The 13937-nt window shown below is 66.8% G+C and carries 12 protein-coding genes and 1 pseudogene; 6 read left to right on the forward strand and 7 right to left on the reverse strand.

Annotated elements, in window-relative coordinates; genetic code table 11:
• Positions 1–16 precede the first annotated feature (16 nt).
• The 5 genes from atzF to K6L26_RS21870 are packed head-to-tail and all read right to left on the reverse strand — an operon-like array spanning position 17 to position 6663.
• A complete protein-coding gene (atzF, locus tag K6L26_RS21850) occupies positions 17–1678 on the reverse strand; it encodes an allophanate hydrolase (protein ID WP_064899878.1) in 1662 nt (553 codons plus the stop codon).
• A complete protein-coding gene (locus tag K6L26_RS21855) occupies positions 1675–3669 on the reverse strand; it encodes a 5-oxoprolinase/urea amidolyase family protein (RefSeq protein WP_064899876.1) in 1995 nt (664 codons plus the stop codon). Before K6L26_RS21855 ends, atzF begins: the two co-directional genes overlap by 4 nt.
• The gene (locus K6L26_RS21860; protein ID WP_064899874.1) at positions 3666–4286 is read right to left on the reverse strand and encodes an urea amidolyase associated protein UAAP2; all 621 of its coding nucleotides are present in this window, start codon (positions 4284–4286) and stop codon (positions 3666–3668) included. The genes K6L26_RS21855 and K6L26_RS21860 overlap by 4 nt, the downstream gene beginning before the upstream one ends.
• Positions 4283–5119: an urea amidolyase associated protein UAAP1 gene (locus K6L26_RS21865; protein WP_064899872.1), complete on the reverse strand. Its 837-nt coding sequence runs from the start codon at positions 5117–5119 to the stop codon at positions 4283–4285. Before K6L26_RS21865 ends, K6L26_RS21860 begins: the two co-directional genes overlap by 4 nt.
• Before the next feature lie 2 nt (positions 5120–5121).
• Entirely contained in the window at positions 5122–6663 is a 1542-nt protein-coding gene (locus K6L26_RS21870) for an amino acid permease (protein WP_064899870.1), read from the reverse strand.
• Between the two features lie 170 nt (positions 6664–6833).
• Here K6L26_RS21870 and K6L26_RS21875 point away from each other — a divergent pair, with 170 nt between their 5' ends.
• Both K6L26_RS21875 and K6L26_RS21880 read left to right on the forward strand, forming a co-directional pair.
• On the forward strand, positions 6834–7847 hold the full coding sequence (locus tag K6L26_RS21875) for a putative nucleotidyltransferase substrate binding domain-containing protein (RefSeq protein WP_081281543.1): 1014 nt from the start codon (positions 6834–6836) through the stop codon (positions 7845–7847).
• Positions 7841–8716: a Fic/DOC family protein gene (locus tag K6L26_RS21880; protein ID WP_064917727.1), complete on the forward strand. Its 876-nt coding sequence runs from the start codon at positions 7841–7843 to the stop codon at positions 8714–8716. The genes K6L26_RS21875 and K6L26_RS21880 overlap by 7 nt, the downstream gene beginning before the upstream one ends.
• On the opposite strand, the gene K6L26_RS21885 is transcribed toward K6L26_RS21880, so the two are convergent.
• Positions 8622–9221, reverse strand: coding sequence for a TetR/AcrR family transcriptional regulator (locus K6L26_RS21885; RefSeq protein WP_019343232.1), 600 nt, complete (start codon positions 9219–9221; stop codon positions 8622–8624). The genes K6L26_RS21880 and K6L26_RS21885 overlap by 95 nt on opposite strands.
• 89 nt (positions 9222–9310) lie before the next feature.
• Here K6L26_RS21885 and K6L26_RS21890 point away from each other — a divergent pair, with 89 nt between their 5' ends.
• From K6L26_RS21890 to K6L26_RS21900, 3 genes are all read left to right on the forward strand, one after another.
• Positions 9311–9835, forward strand: coding sequence for a methyltransferase family protein (locus K6L26_RS21890; RefSeq protein ID WP_064899866.1), 525 nt, complete (start codon positions 9311–9313; stop codon positions 9833–9835).
• Between the two features lie 146 nt (positions 9836–9981).
• Positions 9982–11142 carry an LLM class flavin-dependent oxidoreductase gene (locus K6L26_RS21895; protein ID WP_064899864.1) on the forward strand — a complete coding sequence of 387 codons (1161 nt, stop codon included), beginning with the start codon at positions 9982–9984 and terminating at the stop codon, positions 11140–11142.
• Positions 11143–11160: 18 nt separating this feature from the next.
• Positions 11161–12537 (forward strand): NtaA/DmoA family FMN-dependent monooxygenase, encoded by a 1377-nt coding sequence (locus K6L26_RS21900; protein ID WP_064899862.1) that lies wholly within the window; start codon positions 11161–11163, stop codon positions 12535–12537.
• 2 nt (positions 12538–12539) lie between these two features.
• Here K6L26_RS21900 and K6L26_RS21905 read toward each other — a convergent pair whose 3' ends face one another.
• Positions 12540–12839: a hypothetical protein gene (locus K6L26_RS21905; RefSeq protein ID WP_064899860.1), complete on the reverse strand. Its 300-nt coding sequence runs from the start codon at positions 12837–12839 to the stop codon at positions 12540–12542.
• Positions 12840–12907: 68 nt separating this feature from the next.
• On the opposite strand from K6L26_RS21905, the pseudogene K6L26_RS21910 reads away from it, so the two are divergent.
• Positions 12908–13933: pseudogene (locus K6L26_RS21910) on the forward strand (HNH endonuclease signature motif containing protein); the annotation flags it as partial.
• Positions 13934–13937: the final 4 nt, after the last annotated feature.

Genomic DNA, 13937 nt, shown 5'->3' on the forward strand with positions numbered 1-13937 from the left:
CAGGCTGTCGCTACGCTCACGCCATCGCAGCCAACCAACCCCCGTACTCGGTGATGTCCCGACCTTGTGCGGGAGCGGTGTGGTCACAACCGAAACCGGTGATCCAGCGGCCATCGTCGAGTTCGACCTTCCCGAGCATCATCGGCACCGGTAACTCGGCCAGGAACTCTCCCAGCGCCGCCGGTGACAACAGCCACCGCTCACCGACGATGGGTGCCCCACCCGTGTCGACGCGGGTCAGGCCCGGCTTGGGCGGAACCGTGTCGAGGGCATACAAGCGATAGTGCGGTGCGGTGGTGATCGGCCCGGCCCACCGGGCACCCCGGCCGGTGAGCTGATGCTCCAACGGTTGTCCGCGCAGATGGGCACCGAACACCGCCAGCTCGGTCACCGGCGCACCACCTGACTCAGCCCAGCTTTCGGCGGACGGGACGTCGAGGAACCGGGCCGCCAGATCGGCGATGACTCCGTCGTGGAACCCCGGAGCCAGCAAGGTGATTCCGAACTGCGCACCGTCGGATACGGTGCCCGCGGGCACCGCGATCGCACACATGTCGAACAGGTTGCAGAAGTTGGTGTACCGCCCCATCCGGGAGTTCACGGCGACCGGGGAGGCCGCGACGTCGTCGATGCGCGGATGCTCGGGAGCTGTCGGCACCATGAGTGCGTGACACCCGGCCAGTTGGGCCAGTGCCGTTCTGCTGAGTTCCTCGACCCGCCGCCGGTCACGCAGCAGGTCGGTCGCCGAATACGCTCCGGCCGCAGCGACGATGGCTGCCACAGTTGGATCCAGCTTGGTGTCAGGTCCGGCTGCGCTGACGAACTCGCCTACCGCATCCCATCTTTCGGCGACCAGCGCACCGTTGTAGAGCAGGTCGGCCGCGGCGAAGAAGTCGTCCATGGCGATGGGGACCATGTCGAATCCGGCGGCTTTCGCCTGGCGTACGGCGGCGTCGAACGCAGCCCGCCAGTCGTCATCGAGGCCCTGCAACGTGTCCGGCACCGCGATCCTGGGTGTTGGCGGCGCGGCAAGATCCACGTCGGCCGGCCAGTTCCGCTGTGGTGCACCGGCACTCATCACGGCCATCGCTGACTGAGCGGTGGACAGGTCAGCGGCGAAGATCGTCACACAGTCGTAGCTGGCACACGCCGGCACCACGCCCTCGGTGGAGACCAGGCCGATGGTCGGTTTGATTCCGACGATGCCCTGCAACCCGGCCGGAACGCGTCCCGACCCGGCGGTGTCGGTGCCGATCGCGATATCGGCGAAGCCGAGCGCCACCGCCACCGCGGAACCCGAACTCGAGCCCCCGGAGATGTGGTCCGGCCGACGGGAATCCCGCACCGCACCATAGGGACTGCGCACGCCCACCAGGCCGGTGGCGAACTGGTCGAGGTTGGTCTTTCCGATGACGACGGCACCGGCGGCCTTGAGAGCGGACACCGCCGGTGCGTCGGCATCGGGAATATAACTGAACTCTGGGCACGCTGCAGTGGTCGGTATCCCGGCGACGTCGACGTTGTCCTTGACCGCCAGCACCAGCCCGGCCAACGGACCGTCACCGGCGAGCGCCGTCCGGTAGTCGTCTTCCACCTCCGCCCGCGAACGCAGGTGGATGAACACCTCGTCGCGTCCGGATTCGGCGATCTTGCGGTAGATCTCGGCGATCTTGTTCATGCGGACTCTTTCCTGACGAATTCCCCTGCCGCAGCCCAACGCTCGCGTTCCTCGGCGCGCGCGGCTTCCATTGCGACGCGCGTCGCTGCGATGTCGTCGGCGTTGTCGGCCAGGAACCGCTCATGTTCGGCCAGTGAGAACGTTCCGTCCGAAATATCGACGCGGCCACGCCCGGAGGCCATATCGGCCCGCAGGTCCAGCAGCTCATCGGCGGATACCGGGTACCACTGGATCCGGTCGAAAAACCGCAACAGCCACGGATGTTCGGGGTCGAATCCCTGGGCCACCAGAGGGTGACGGTGATTCCAGATCTGTGTGGTGCGGCCCACGAACTGATATCCGCCCGGCCCCTCCATGCCGTAGATGCACAGGTAAGCCCCGCCGATACCGACCGCATTCTCCGGCGTCCAGGTGCGCGCCGGGTTGTATTTCGTGGTAACGAGACGGTGCCGCGGATCCAGCGGTGTGGCAACCGGAGCCCCCAGATACACATCGCCGAGACCGAGCACCAGATACTCGGCGTCATAGACGATTCGGTGTACGTCTTCGACCGAGGTGAGGCCGTTCATCCGCCGGATGAACTCGATGTTCCACGGGCACCACGGGGCGTCGGCGCGCACGCCGTGCATGTAGCGTTCGATGGCCTCCCGGGTCGAGGGGTCGTCCCAACTCAGCGGCAACCGCACGGTGCGACTGGGCACCACGAGGTCCTGAGCGGCGGGCAGCGAGGCTTCGAGTTCGGCCAGCAGCGGTACCAGCCTCGACTGCGGGAGCCGGTCCGGGTCTACCTTGACCTGCAGTGAACGGATCCCCGGCGTGAGGTCGATCAACCCGTCCGGCCGGTGCTGTTCCAGGGCATGGTGCAGTGCGTGGGCGCGGGCTCGCAACGCCAGGTCCAACCGCATGTCCCCGTACTCGACCAGAACGTTGTCGTCACCGATCCGGCGGTACGTGACCGTGGTGGTGCCATCCGAAGAGGTTGTGCCGGCAATGATTCCGTCGTCCTCGTCGCCACCGGAGGAGAACACCGCTGGGATGGCGGCGCGGCGCGCCGGGCCGACGGTGGCCGGGGCGGGTGCTGCCGAGGCCTTCACCGGGACGAACCGGATCGTGGCACCGGGAGCAAGCTGCCCCAGTTTCCAGCGGTCGGCAGCGGTAACAGTGAGCGGGCAGACGAATCCGCCAAGACTCGGACCGTCCGGGCCGAGCAGGATCGGGGTATCGCCGGTGAAGTCGAGCGAACCGACTGAATAAGCGTTGTCGTGGATGTTCGACGGGTGCAAGCCGGCTTCGCCGCCGTCGGGCCGGGCCCATTCCGGCTTCGGCCCGATCAATCGCACACCGGTGCGGTCGGAGTTGAAGTGCACCTCGTAGTCGTGGTTGAGCAGCGTGTCGATGTCGTTGCGCGTAAAGAACTCCGGCGCGGAGTGCGGGCCCACCGTCACCGCGATATACCAGTGATTTCCGATCGCCGGCTGCTCCTCGAACAGGATGCGCCGACGGGCCGTCACTGCCGTGTCGGAGATTTCCAGCTTGTCCCCCACTGCCAGCGCGCGGCCCTCGTGGCCGCCGAACCGGCCGAGGGTGAATGTCGAGGCACTGCCCAGGTATTCATCGGCTTGCAGGCCGCCTGCCATCGCGATGTACATCCGAAGTCCTGGGCCATCGATCATCCCGACGTCAAGAAGCTGGCCGGCCTCCACCAGGATCGGTACCCACTGCGGGACCCGCGTGCCGTCGACGGCCACCGGCGCGGGCGCACCGGTGACGCATACCCAGGTGTCGGTGTCGAACCGCAGCGCGGGACCGCCCATAGTGGCCTCAAGCCCGGGCGCGCCCTCCGGATTGCCGACCGCGAGGTTGGCCAGCCGGAAGGAGACGTCGTCCATCGGCCCCGACGGCGGCACCCCGATCTGCCAGTACCCGGTCCGTCCGGGCCAGTCCTGAATCGTGGTGGCCATGCCGGGCCGAACGATTTCCAAGCTGGTCATGGGCGGGTCACGATCATGCGCACGGCGGTCGGGTCAAACCCGTTGCAGGGATTGTTGATCTGCGGGCAGTTCGACACCAGTACCAGAGTGTCGATCTCGGCACGCAGCGAGACGGTCTTGCCCGGAGCGGACAGGCCGTCGACGATGCCGAGCGAGCCGTCGGGGTCCACCGGGACGTTCATGAAAAAGTTGATGTTGCTGACGATGTCGGCCTTGGTCAGCCCCCATCGGGCACCCTCGCCGATGAAGTTCTCCACGCAGGCGTGCTGGTGTTTGGTGTGGTGGCCGTAGCGCAGCGTGTTCGATTCCTGCGAGCACGCCCCGCCGAGGGTGTCGTGGTTGCCGACCTCGTCGTCGACGATGGTCAGCATCGGCGCGCCGTCGCTGTCGCGCAGTACCGATCCGGTGGTCAGGAAGATGCTGCCCTGTGCCGCGATCGTCGCCGGCGCGCTGTAGCGCACGGTGTGGTCGTGCGCCCCATAGAACAGGGTGTCCACTGCCTGGTTTCCGTGCAGGTCGACGATGGTCAGGACGTCCCCGGCGCGCACGATCTTCGACCACGGGGCGCGGGGCGCCACGATTTCATCGACAACGGTGTGGGTGGCGGTGATGGTCATCGGGCACTCCAGACGTCTTCGGAATTCAGGTAGGCACGTTGATATTCGGGATCCCGCTCGCCGAGCGTGGCGCCGATCTCGGCCAGGTCGTCGGGTGCCGACCAGGCCAACACCTCAAGCGAGCCGACGGTGAACTGTGGTGCCGGGTCGAGTGGGTGGGCGGTGTTGGCAATCGCCACGATCAGCGGCAGATGGGTGACCAGTTCGATCGTGGTGCCGGCACCGGCCGATCCGGTGGATACCAAGGTGCCGTCGGCTTCGACACGCACACCATGGAAGAACGACAGGCTCGGTGCCACGTCGCGACGGCTGAGCCCGTGCTTCAAGGCGGCGAGCGCAAGCAGTTCCCGGCCTGCTGGGCTGGGCGATTCCACCTCGCCGGCACCATATTTGGCCGCATTGCCGGCAAGTGTGGTGGTACCACACAGGGCGTCATGATGACCGGAGCTGTCCGACACCACGGTGGCCAGCACCCGGCCCTGGTCACTGAGCAAGGGGTGGCCGGTCGAAAGATAGGCCTGCCACGGGACTTTCACGGTGTCGGCGACGTTGAGCCGCTCCCAGGGGGCATCAGCGCGCCACAGCAACAGGTGGGCGCAGGCGGTCCCGTCCAGGTCCCGCAGGCGCAGCGTGGTGCCGCGGGCCAGCACCTTGCTGGTGTATCGGCCACCGGGAACCGTTTCGGCCCAGGTCAATTGCTCGGATGCCACGCCCTGCGGGGGTGTGGGCCACTTCGAAGCCGGCACGACGGGCATCGAGTCGGTGATGGTGCCGGCCTGGGCCCGGGCATGGTCGCGGGCGCCGGCGGTGGTCGCGGTGGTCGCGGTGGTCATACTCACGCTCCGATCGTGACGGGGTTGGGGTGGGTCTTGCCGCGCGGGAAGCACAGGGCGCCGAGCACAACCGCAGCCGCGATGCTGAGCGGTCCGGCCCACTGCAGGATCGGAATATCCCCGGTGGGGTTGAAGATTTCGGCCCGCGGCCAGCCCAGGTTGACGATCATCACCGCGCCGTAGAGCACGGCCAGGATGTTCACCGCGATGCCGAACTTGCCGAGCGAGAACAGCGGCAGGCCTTCGGCGTCGACCTGATTGCGTTGGGTGGGCCAACCTTTGAGCCGGCGGTACAGCAGCGGTGCGGTGACCAGAAGGTAGGCCAGATAGATCAGGATGATGCACACGCTGGCCAGGGTGGCGAAGATAGCCGAGTTGCCGACGTTGACCAGCAGCACCCCGATGCACAGCAGGCCGATGAGCACCGACGGCCAGATCGGAGTGCCGGTGTGGCTGTTGACCCGCGACAGGACCGACGAGGCCGGCAGCCGCCCGTCGCGGGCCATCGAGAACATCAGCCGGGACGCCGCGGTCTGAATGGCCAAGGTGCAGATGGTGATCGCGATGGCGACGTCGATCAGCAGCACCGTGCCCCACGGTGAGGACAGGACGGTGTCGAGCACGTAAGGCAGGCCCTCGGTGGCCAGGCGCCCGTCGGTCAGGCTCGGGGCTGCCATCAGCGCGCCCAGGATCATCAGGCCGCCGCCGAGTGCGGAGACCGAGAGCGCCAGGCGAATGGTGCGGGGTGCGACGCGACGCGGATTGCGGGTCTCCTCGGCGAGCTCACCGGCCGAGCCGAATCCGACCATGACGTAAGCAGCCATGAGGCCGGACATGATCCAGGCCCAGACGTACCCCGGCTGACCTCCGGCGTGGCCGGTGTCGAACACCACCTGCGGCCCGCGCTGGGCATGGGTGAAGAAGACGCCGATGACGGCGATGACACCGACGATCTCACAGATCACGCCCGCACTGTTGACCCGTGACATCCATTTGACGCCAAGGCAATTGATAGTGGTGGTGAGCACCAGCAGGACAGTGCCGAGCAGTACCGCGTTGGCCGCCCCACTCGGCGAGGTCAGAGCCGGATCTTCGCCGATGATCTGGAACCCGGACCAGATCGACGGCAGGACTACCTGCAGAGCGATCGCCGCGGCCGAGGCGGTGACGATCTGGGCCAAGATCATGAACCAGCCGCCGAACCAGCCGACCACCTCACCGCCCATCCGGCGGGACCATTGATAGATGGCCCCCGAGATCGGATAGCGCGCAGCCAGTTCGGCGAAACACAGCGCCACCAAGAACTGGCCGAGGAACACCGCGGGCCAGGTCCAGAAGAAGGCGGGGCCACCGAAGCCGAACCCAAGGCCGAACAACTGGAAGATCGTGGTCAGAATCGACACGAACGAGAAGCCGGCGGCGAACGATTCGAACTTGCCGAGCCGACGGTGCAACTGCTGGTCATAGCCGAACTCCGCCAGGTCGTCGTGGTCGCCGAAACGGTCGGCCACATCTCGCTGGCTCTCGGTAGCGCTGCTGGTCATAGGCGTTTCTCTCAGGCTCGGGGCGATGCCGCCAGCTCCTTAACTGTCACTTGATAGATAAGCCTCTCGGCATGTCCGAGCTGTCACCCGCATGTTTCGTTCGTGTAGCCGGCGGTAAGCATTGGGTTGCCGAATCCTCACCACACTCATCTGCTGTCACAATCGCCGACATGGCTGTGGCTGCTTTGGACGCCGCCTGCGGGCGCATTGCATCGGCAGGCGGCGAGAGCGATCTGGTGACCGCGGCCGCCGCCGCCCACGACGCGGTACGCACGGTGATCGACTCCCGCCCCGGGGCCGCATCGTTGGCGCAAGCATGGTCGGCGGTCGCCCGCGCCGCTTTGTCGACCGCAGCGCGCCTGGTGGCGCCCGGCATCCGCTGGTACGCCTCGGGCAGCGTCGGCCGAGGCGACGCGCTACCGGGATCTGACCTGGAAACGGTGGCGGTGCGCGGCGATGACATCACATTGGAGTCAGCCCTGGCCCAGGCAGCACACGCCCACGAACTGCTGGCCTGCTGCGGTTTCCGGGCCGACGACAACGGCGCGGTGGCCTCGCGCGTGCGCTTCAACCGGACGGCCCAAGAATGGGCCGCCGGCATCGGCCGGTGGGCGGCGGACCCCACGAGTGATCGGGGTGTGGTGATGGTCGGGTTGCTGGCCGACGCCCGGGCCCTCGGTGACGGGCCCGACCTGCGCGACCAGGCCGGTATCGCCGTGCGGGCCCAGCCGCGGGCATTGGTTGCCATACTGCAGGACGCGACCTACCCGCGTGCCTACATCCCCTCCCGGTTGCGGGCCCTCACTTCCGGCGATGCCCGCATCGACATCAAGCACGCCGCTGTCGACCCGGTGGTTCGGATCGCCCGCTGGGCCGCGCTCAGTTGTGGGTCCGACGCGCTGCCCACCGCAGAGCGGATCGGCGCGGCCGCCGGCACCCGCTACCTCGATCCCGACGACGCCCGAGTGCTCGCGAAATGCCACGCCATCGGATCCAGCATCCGTTGGCGGGTGCGAGCCGCCCGCTGGGATGCCAACTCCGAGGCTCCCGCCGATGAACACGTCGAACTGTCGAACCTCTCCCCGCAGGACCGCACGGCGCTGCGCAGCATCGGCCGTGAACTCAGCGGCGTACGGCGCAAACTCGACTATCTGGCATCAACCTCGACCTTCTCCACATGGTGACCGACCCCGGTGAGGCCGGGCATCATGCCCTGGCCCAGACCGTCGCCGCCGAACGGCTCGAGGGCTGGCAGCCGACTGCCGAACAGATCGACTCCCTGACCGCATTGCTCACCGGCGCAGCGACGTACGGGGAATACCTCGGGCCGCATCTTCCCTCTCCCACCCCACCACCGCGGCGCCGGGTGTTCGCCCGCCGTCGTCCATATTTCATCCCAGGTACATCGGTGCTGCGCAACAACTTCGGTGTGCAGGATGCCGGCACGCTGGCGCAGCTGGAGTTCGTGGCGACCGCAGGCCGAATCCTGCAGGTCCACCTGCGCCACCGGGACGCGGATCTGAACGTCCGGTCGCTGCATCAGCACGTGTTCGGCGACGTCTACGCGTGGGCAGGCGAGCCCCGTATCGTCGAACTACGCAAGGGCGACAGCGCGTTCGGGCCGTGTGCCCGCGTTCCCCACGCCTTGGAGGCACTGCACGTCGAGATCGGCCGGCTGTCCGAGGAAGGTCACGAGATCGACGACGGCACACTGTCCTACCGGCTGGCCCGAATCTATGCCGACTACAACCAGATCCATCCCTTTCGCGAGGGCAACGGACGCACCGGAACCCTGCTGCTGCACCTGCTCGCCGGCCGCGCCGGGCGACGATTGCATCTCGAGAGCATGTCACGTGCCGAATGGATCACTGCGTCCCGGGACTCGATGCCATTCCGGCGCGATGGCCGGGCGGATCCGCGCCCGTTCGTAGCGGTGCTGCGCGGACGGCTATGCGCCCCTACGGATTCGGATCCGTCAGGTACCGCTGCACAGTCGGACCGATCCAGGCCACCAGATCATCGACACTCGCCGACGCCATCGGCTCGATCTTGAGCTGATACCTCGCGAACGCCAGACCGACCAGATGCACGGTCACCAACTCGACCCTCAGTTCGGCGTCGTCAACACCGAATTCGGTGGCGATGCGGGCGGCGACCGGGCCGGCAAGCGAATCATGTAACAGCTTGCGCGCCAACGGTTGCACCGCTGCTGAGCGGAACACGGTGAGCAGTGGATCGAACGATGCTCCCTGGTCCCATCGCGCGATGACGTCGCGGACCAGCCGGGCGCCGATGTCGTGGCCGCCCTCGTCGAGCAACAGCGCCAATTGATGCAGGGGATGCTGCGGGGTATCGAGCACCGCAGCGTTGAACAGACCCTCCTTGTTGCCGAAGTGGTAGTAGACCATCGCAACGTCGACGCCGGCGTCGGCGGCGATACCTCGCACGGTCGCCCGCTCGTAGCCGTCACGCATGAAGTGCTCGCGCGCGGCGTCGACGATCCGCTGCTTGTTCTGCTGACCCGTGCGCCACCGACCACTACGTCCGGTCTCCGACATGGGCCGAAGTTTAGTTCAACAACCGTTGACCTATGCGGAAGTCGGGGCGTAGTGTTTTCTTCAACAGTGGTTGAAGAAAGGAGTTCGACATGACGCAACGACGACTCTGGTGGCGACACACCATCTCGGTGCTGATCGCACCGGCAACGATGACGATCTTCATTCCGGCGCTGATCATCTGGTCTACCGGCGCGAAAGCCCCCGATCTGACCACGGTTTCGGGTGCGCTGCTCGCCATCGCCGGCGCAGCGTTGATCGCGTTCGGGCTGTGGTTCCTGGTGTGGACAGTGATCCTGTTCGACCGCATCGGCAAGGGCGCACTGGCCATCGGCTCCCCGGTCAACCTGGTGGTGGAGGGGCCCTACCGGCACGTGCGCAACCCGATGATGACCGCCGTCTTCTGCATCCAGCTCGGGACCGCGGTCGCCATGGCTTCACCCTGGCTGTTCGGCTGGTTCGCGCTGTTCTGCACGCTGACCTTGATCGCGATCCCGGTCTTCGAGGAACCTCATCTGCGCCGACGATTCGGCACCGAGTACGACGAGTTCCGGCGCAACGTGCCACGGTGGATCCCGCGCAGGACCGCCTGGGTTCCCAAGTACGCCGAGACCTGACGCCCGGGCGCCTTTCGCATCACCATGCGTGGATCTCTTCAGGCAGGTCAGACTGGGGTGGACACTCGCAGCGGCTCTCGCCCGGGATTACCCGGGTGTGAGCTCGCGTTGTCGCCAGAGACCGCGACTGAAAGTGAGAACCGTCGATGGGCACCCCACTGCACCTCGCCGTCGCACTCGATGGCACCGGCTGGCACCCGGCTTCCTGGCGCGAGCCGTCTGCCCGCCCCGCCGAAACCCTCTCCCCGCGGTACTGGACCGACCTGGTCGGCCAAGCCGAACGCGGCCTGCTGGATTTCGTCACCGTCGAAGACGGGCTGACCTTGCAGTCCGACCACCCGTTCCGTCCCGATGACCGCACCGATCGGCTGCGCGGGCGCCTCGACGCGGTGCTGATCGCCTCCCGTGTCGCACCCCGTACCCGCCACATCGGCCTGGTTCCCACCGTCATCACCACCCACACCGAGCCGTTCCATGCCTCCAAGGCCATCGCCACCCTCGACTACGTGAGCACCGGCCGGGCCGGGGTCCGGATCCAGGTGACGTCCCGTCGGGATGCCGCGGCCCACTTCGGCCGACGCGAACTGCCGCAGGACCGAGCCGCACTCACCGCCGAATTGTTCAGCGAGGCCGCCGATTACGTGGAAGTGCTGCGCCGGTTGTGGGACAGCTGGGAGGACGACGCCGAGATCCGCGACGTGGCCACCGGACGGTTCATCGACCGAAACAAGCTGCACTACATCGATTTCGAGGGCGCGTCGTTCTCGGTCAAAGGACCGTCGATCACCCCGCGGCCGCCGCAGGGCCAACCCATCGTGGCCGCACTCGGCCACGTCGACCCCGCCTACCAGCTCATCGCGGGTAGCACCGACGTCGGCTTCTTCACCCCGCACAGCCCCGACGAGGTCACCGCCCTGGTCGACACGATTGGCGCGCTCCGGCCCACCGATGCCGCCGCGGTACGCGTTTTCGCCGACCTGGTGGTGTTCCTCGACGACACCATCGGCGCGGCACGCGCTCGGAAAGACCGCCTCGACGAACTGGCCGGTACCGAATACCGCAGTGATGCTGAGGTTTTCGTCGGCACCGCAGGACAGTTGGCCGACCTGTTGCAGGCCTGGCACACTGCCGGCGCCACCGGCTTCCGGTTGCGGCCGGCTTCCCTACCGCACGATCTGCAGCAGATCACCGACGTGCTGGTCCCAGACTTGCAGCACCGCGGCCTGTTCCGCGATTCCTATGAGGCCGCCACCCTGCGTGGCCTGCTGGGTCTGGCCCGGCCCGCCAACCGCTACACGACCGTCTGACATCGACAGGACACGCCCATGAGCAAGCCCGTCAAGCAGATTCATCTGGCCGCGCACTTCCCCGGGGTGAACAACACCACGGTGTGGAGCGACCCCGAATCGGGCAGCCACATCGAGTTCGACTCGTTCGTCCGGTTCGCACAGACTGCTGAGCGCGGCAAGTTCGACTTCATGTTTCTGGCCGAGGGACTGCGGTTACGCGAACAGGGCGGCCACATCTACGACCTCGACGTGGTGGGACGTCCGGACACCTTCACCGTGCTCGCGGCGCTGGCCGCGGTGACCGAGCGGCTCGGCCTCACCGGCACGATCAACTCCACCTTCAACGAACCCTATGAGGTGGCACGGCAATTCGCCTCATTGGATCATCTGTCCGATGGCCGCGCCGCCTGGAACGTCGTCACCTCGTGGGACGCCTTCACCGGGCAGAACTTCCGTCGCGGCGGCTTCCTGCCGGAGAACCAGCGCTACGAGCGGGCAGAGAGCTTCCTGGCCGCCGCCCACACCCTGTTCGACTCGTGGCGGGGCGACGAGATCGTCGCAGACAAAAAGGCGGGCGTGTTCCTGTCCGATCCCACTGCCGGCGAGTTCTGCTACCACAACGATCATTTCGACATCAACGGTCGGTTCAACGTCCCGCGCAGCCCCCAGGGCCGCCCGGTGATTTTCCAGGCCGGAGACTCCGACCGCGGGCGCGAGTTCGCCGCTGCAGCTGCCGATGCCATCTTCTCCCGATACGGGACGCTGGAGGACGGCCAGAAGTTCTATGCCGACGTCAAGGGCCGCCTGGCCAAATACGGCCGCCGTCACGACGAGTTGCTGATCCTGCCGGCGGCCACCTTCGTTCTCGGGGACACCGACGACGACGCTGCCGAGTTGGCCCACGAGGTGCGGCTGGCCCAGGTCTCCCCCGCCACTGCGATCAAGTTTCTCGAACAACTATGGAACCGTGACCTAACCGATCACGATCCGGACGGGCCGTTGCCCACCGTCGACCCGCTGGTCGGGGAGAACACCATCGCCAAAGGCCGGGCCAGCGTGCGGATCCACCGAGACCCGATCGCCGTGGCCAACGAGTGGCGGGCCAAGGCCGAGGCGGAAAACCTGACCACCCGCGAACTCATCATCGAGGTCACCGGTCGGCAGAACTTCGTCGGCTCCGCCGCCACGATCGCCGAATCCATCGACCATCTCGTCCAATCCGACGCCAGCGACGGATTCATCCTGGTCCCCCACGTCACGCCCGGCGGGCTCGACCCGTTCGTCGATCGCGTGGTACCGCTGCTGCAAGAGCGCGGGGTGTTCCGCACCGACTACGAAGGGACCACGCTGCGCGAGCATCTGGGTCTGGCTCCGCTTCGGCCGCATGAAGAACACACCGCGGCAACGGGATAGGACTATTCGGACACGCCGGAGTCGGTGCGCTCCTTGTACTCCCAGCTCGCCCCCGCGGTCAATGTGCCGGGCTCCAGCTCGGTGCGGCCGGCGTCGCGGACATGCACGGTCTGCGCGAGGATCTCGTCGGGCTTGCCGCCGATCACGATGACCGGGTGCTCGTATTCGATGCCGTAGAGCTTGAGCGCGGCATGTACCGCGTGCGCCGCGGCCTTGCCGCGCGACATCTTGGCGTTCGAATTGACCCTGATCACCAGCCGGCGTTCCGGCGCTTCAGCGCCCTCGGCGTCTTCGGCATCCATGACCATCAGCCTAAGGCCACCATGTTGCACAACCCGAACTTGTCGTACCTCTCTGCTTTGATGGTGTCATGTCTTCGGGCGCAGCTTCTTTCACGGGTGGGGTGAGCCCAGTGCAGCGGCTGGAGACGTTGTTCGACGAGATCGCCGAGCTGACCGGCCAACGCAACGCGATCGATGCACGCATCGTGGAGATCGTCACCGAGATGGATCGCGACGGACTGTGCGGCGCCACAGGTGCCCGCTCCATCCAAGCGGTGGTGGCCTGGAAAACCGGCATCGCTCCACGCAACGCCGAAACCGTCGTGGCCGTCGCACGTCGACTCGAAGAATTCCCCCGCTGCGCGCAGGGGATGCGCGAAGGCCGGCTGTCCCTGGATCAGGTCGGGGTGATCGCCGAAAAAGCCGCCGACGGCTCCGATGAGCACTACGCCGAGTTGGCCGCCGTCGCCACCGTCCGCCAGTTGCGTACTGCGGTCAAGCTGGAACCACGCCCCGCACCCGAAACCCGGCCCGAACCGGAGCGTTCGATCACCAAGAACGTGGAGGACGAGTACACCACCTGGCGAATCCGGTTGCCGCGGTTGGACGCGGCGAAATTCGACACCGCCCTGCAGTCGCACCACGATGCGGTGATCGCCGACTGGAAACGCGACCACGAAACCGACGGTGAACCGGCGTCGGATCAGGCACCGCCGTTTCCCAACCTGGTGGATGCGTTCATGAGCCTGGTCGAGGCCGGCTGGGACGTCGAGACGGCACGCCGCCCGCACGGACAGCACACCGCCGTGGCCGTACATGTCGAGCTGGACAAAGACGGTGACAAACCCGTCGCCGCAATGCATCTGGGGCCGCTGCTCACCGACGACGAACGACGCTACCTACTGTGCGATGCCACCTGTGAGGCCTGGTTCGAACGCCGCGGCCAGGTGATCGGCGCAGGCCGCAGCACCCGCACCATCAGCCGCCGCCTCCGCCGGGCACTCGAACACCGCGACCGGTGCTGCGTGGTCCCGGGCTGCGGATCCACCCGTGGATTGCACGCCCATCACATCGTGCACTGGGAAGACGGCGGTCCGACCGAACTCGACAAGCTGAAAT

It is taken from the genome of Mycobacterium farcinogenes, assembly GCF_019739075.1.
Lineage (GTDB): Bacteria > Actinomycetota > Actinomycetes > Mycobacteriales > Mycobacteriaceae > Mycobacterium > Mycobacterium senegalense.

Coding starts and splice junctions, on each gene's coding strand:
- atzF (WP_064899878.1), bottom strand. CDS start 1,678: ATGAACAAGATCGCCGAGATCTACCGCAAGATCGCCGAATCCGGACGC.
- K6L26_RS21855 (WP_064899876.1), bottom strand. CDS start 3,669: ATGACCAGCTTGGAAATCGTTCGGCCCGGCATGGCCACCACGATTCAG.
- K6L26_RS21860 (WP_064899874.1), bottom strand. CDS start 4,286: ATGACCATCACCGCCACCCACACCGTTGTCGATGAAATCGTGGCGCCC.
- K6L26_RS21865 (WP_064899872.1), bottom strand. CDS start 5,119: ATGACCACCGCGACCACCGCGACCACCGCCGGCGCCCGCGACCATGCC.
- K6L26_RS21870 (WP_064899870.1), bottom strand. CDS start 6,663: ATGACCAGCAGCGCTACCGAGAGCCAGCGAGATGTGGCCGACCGTTTC.
- K6L26_RS21875 (WP_081281543.1), top strand. CDS start 6,834: ATGGCTGTGGCTGCTTTGGACGCCGCCTGCGGGCGCATTGCATCGGCA.
- K6L26_RS21880 (WP_064917727.1), top strand. CDS start 7,841: ATGGTGACCGACCCCGGTGAGGCCGGGCATCATGCCCTGGCCCAGACC.
- K6L26_RS21885 (WP_019343232.1), bottom strand. CDS start 9,221: ATGTCGGAGACCGGACGTAGTGGTCGGTGGCGCACGGGTCAGCAGAAC.
- K6L26_RS21890 (WP_064899866.1), top strand. CDS start 9,311: ATGACGCAACGACGACTCTGGTGGCGACACACCATCTCGGTGCTGATC.
- K6L26_RS21895 (WP_064899864.1), top strand. CDS start 9,982: ATGGGCACCCCACTGCACCTCGCCGTCGCACTCGATGGCACCGGCTGG.
- K6L26_RS21900 (WP_064899862.1), top strand. CDS start 11,161: ATGAGCAAGCCCGTCAAGCAGATTCATCTGGCCGCGCACTTCCCCGGG.
- K6L26_RS21905 (WP_064899860.1), bottom strand. CDS start 12,839: ATGGATGCCGAAGACGCCGAGGGCGCTGAAGCGCCGGAACGCCGGCTG.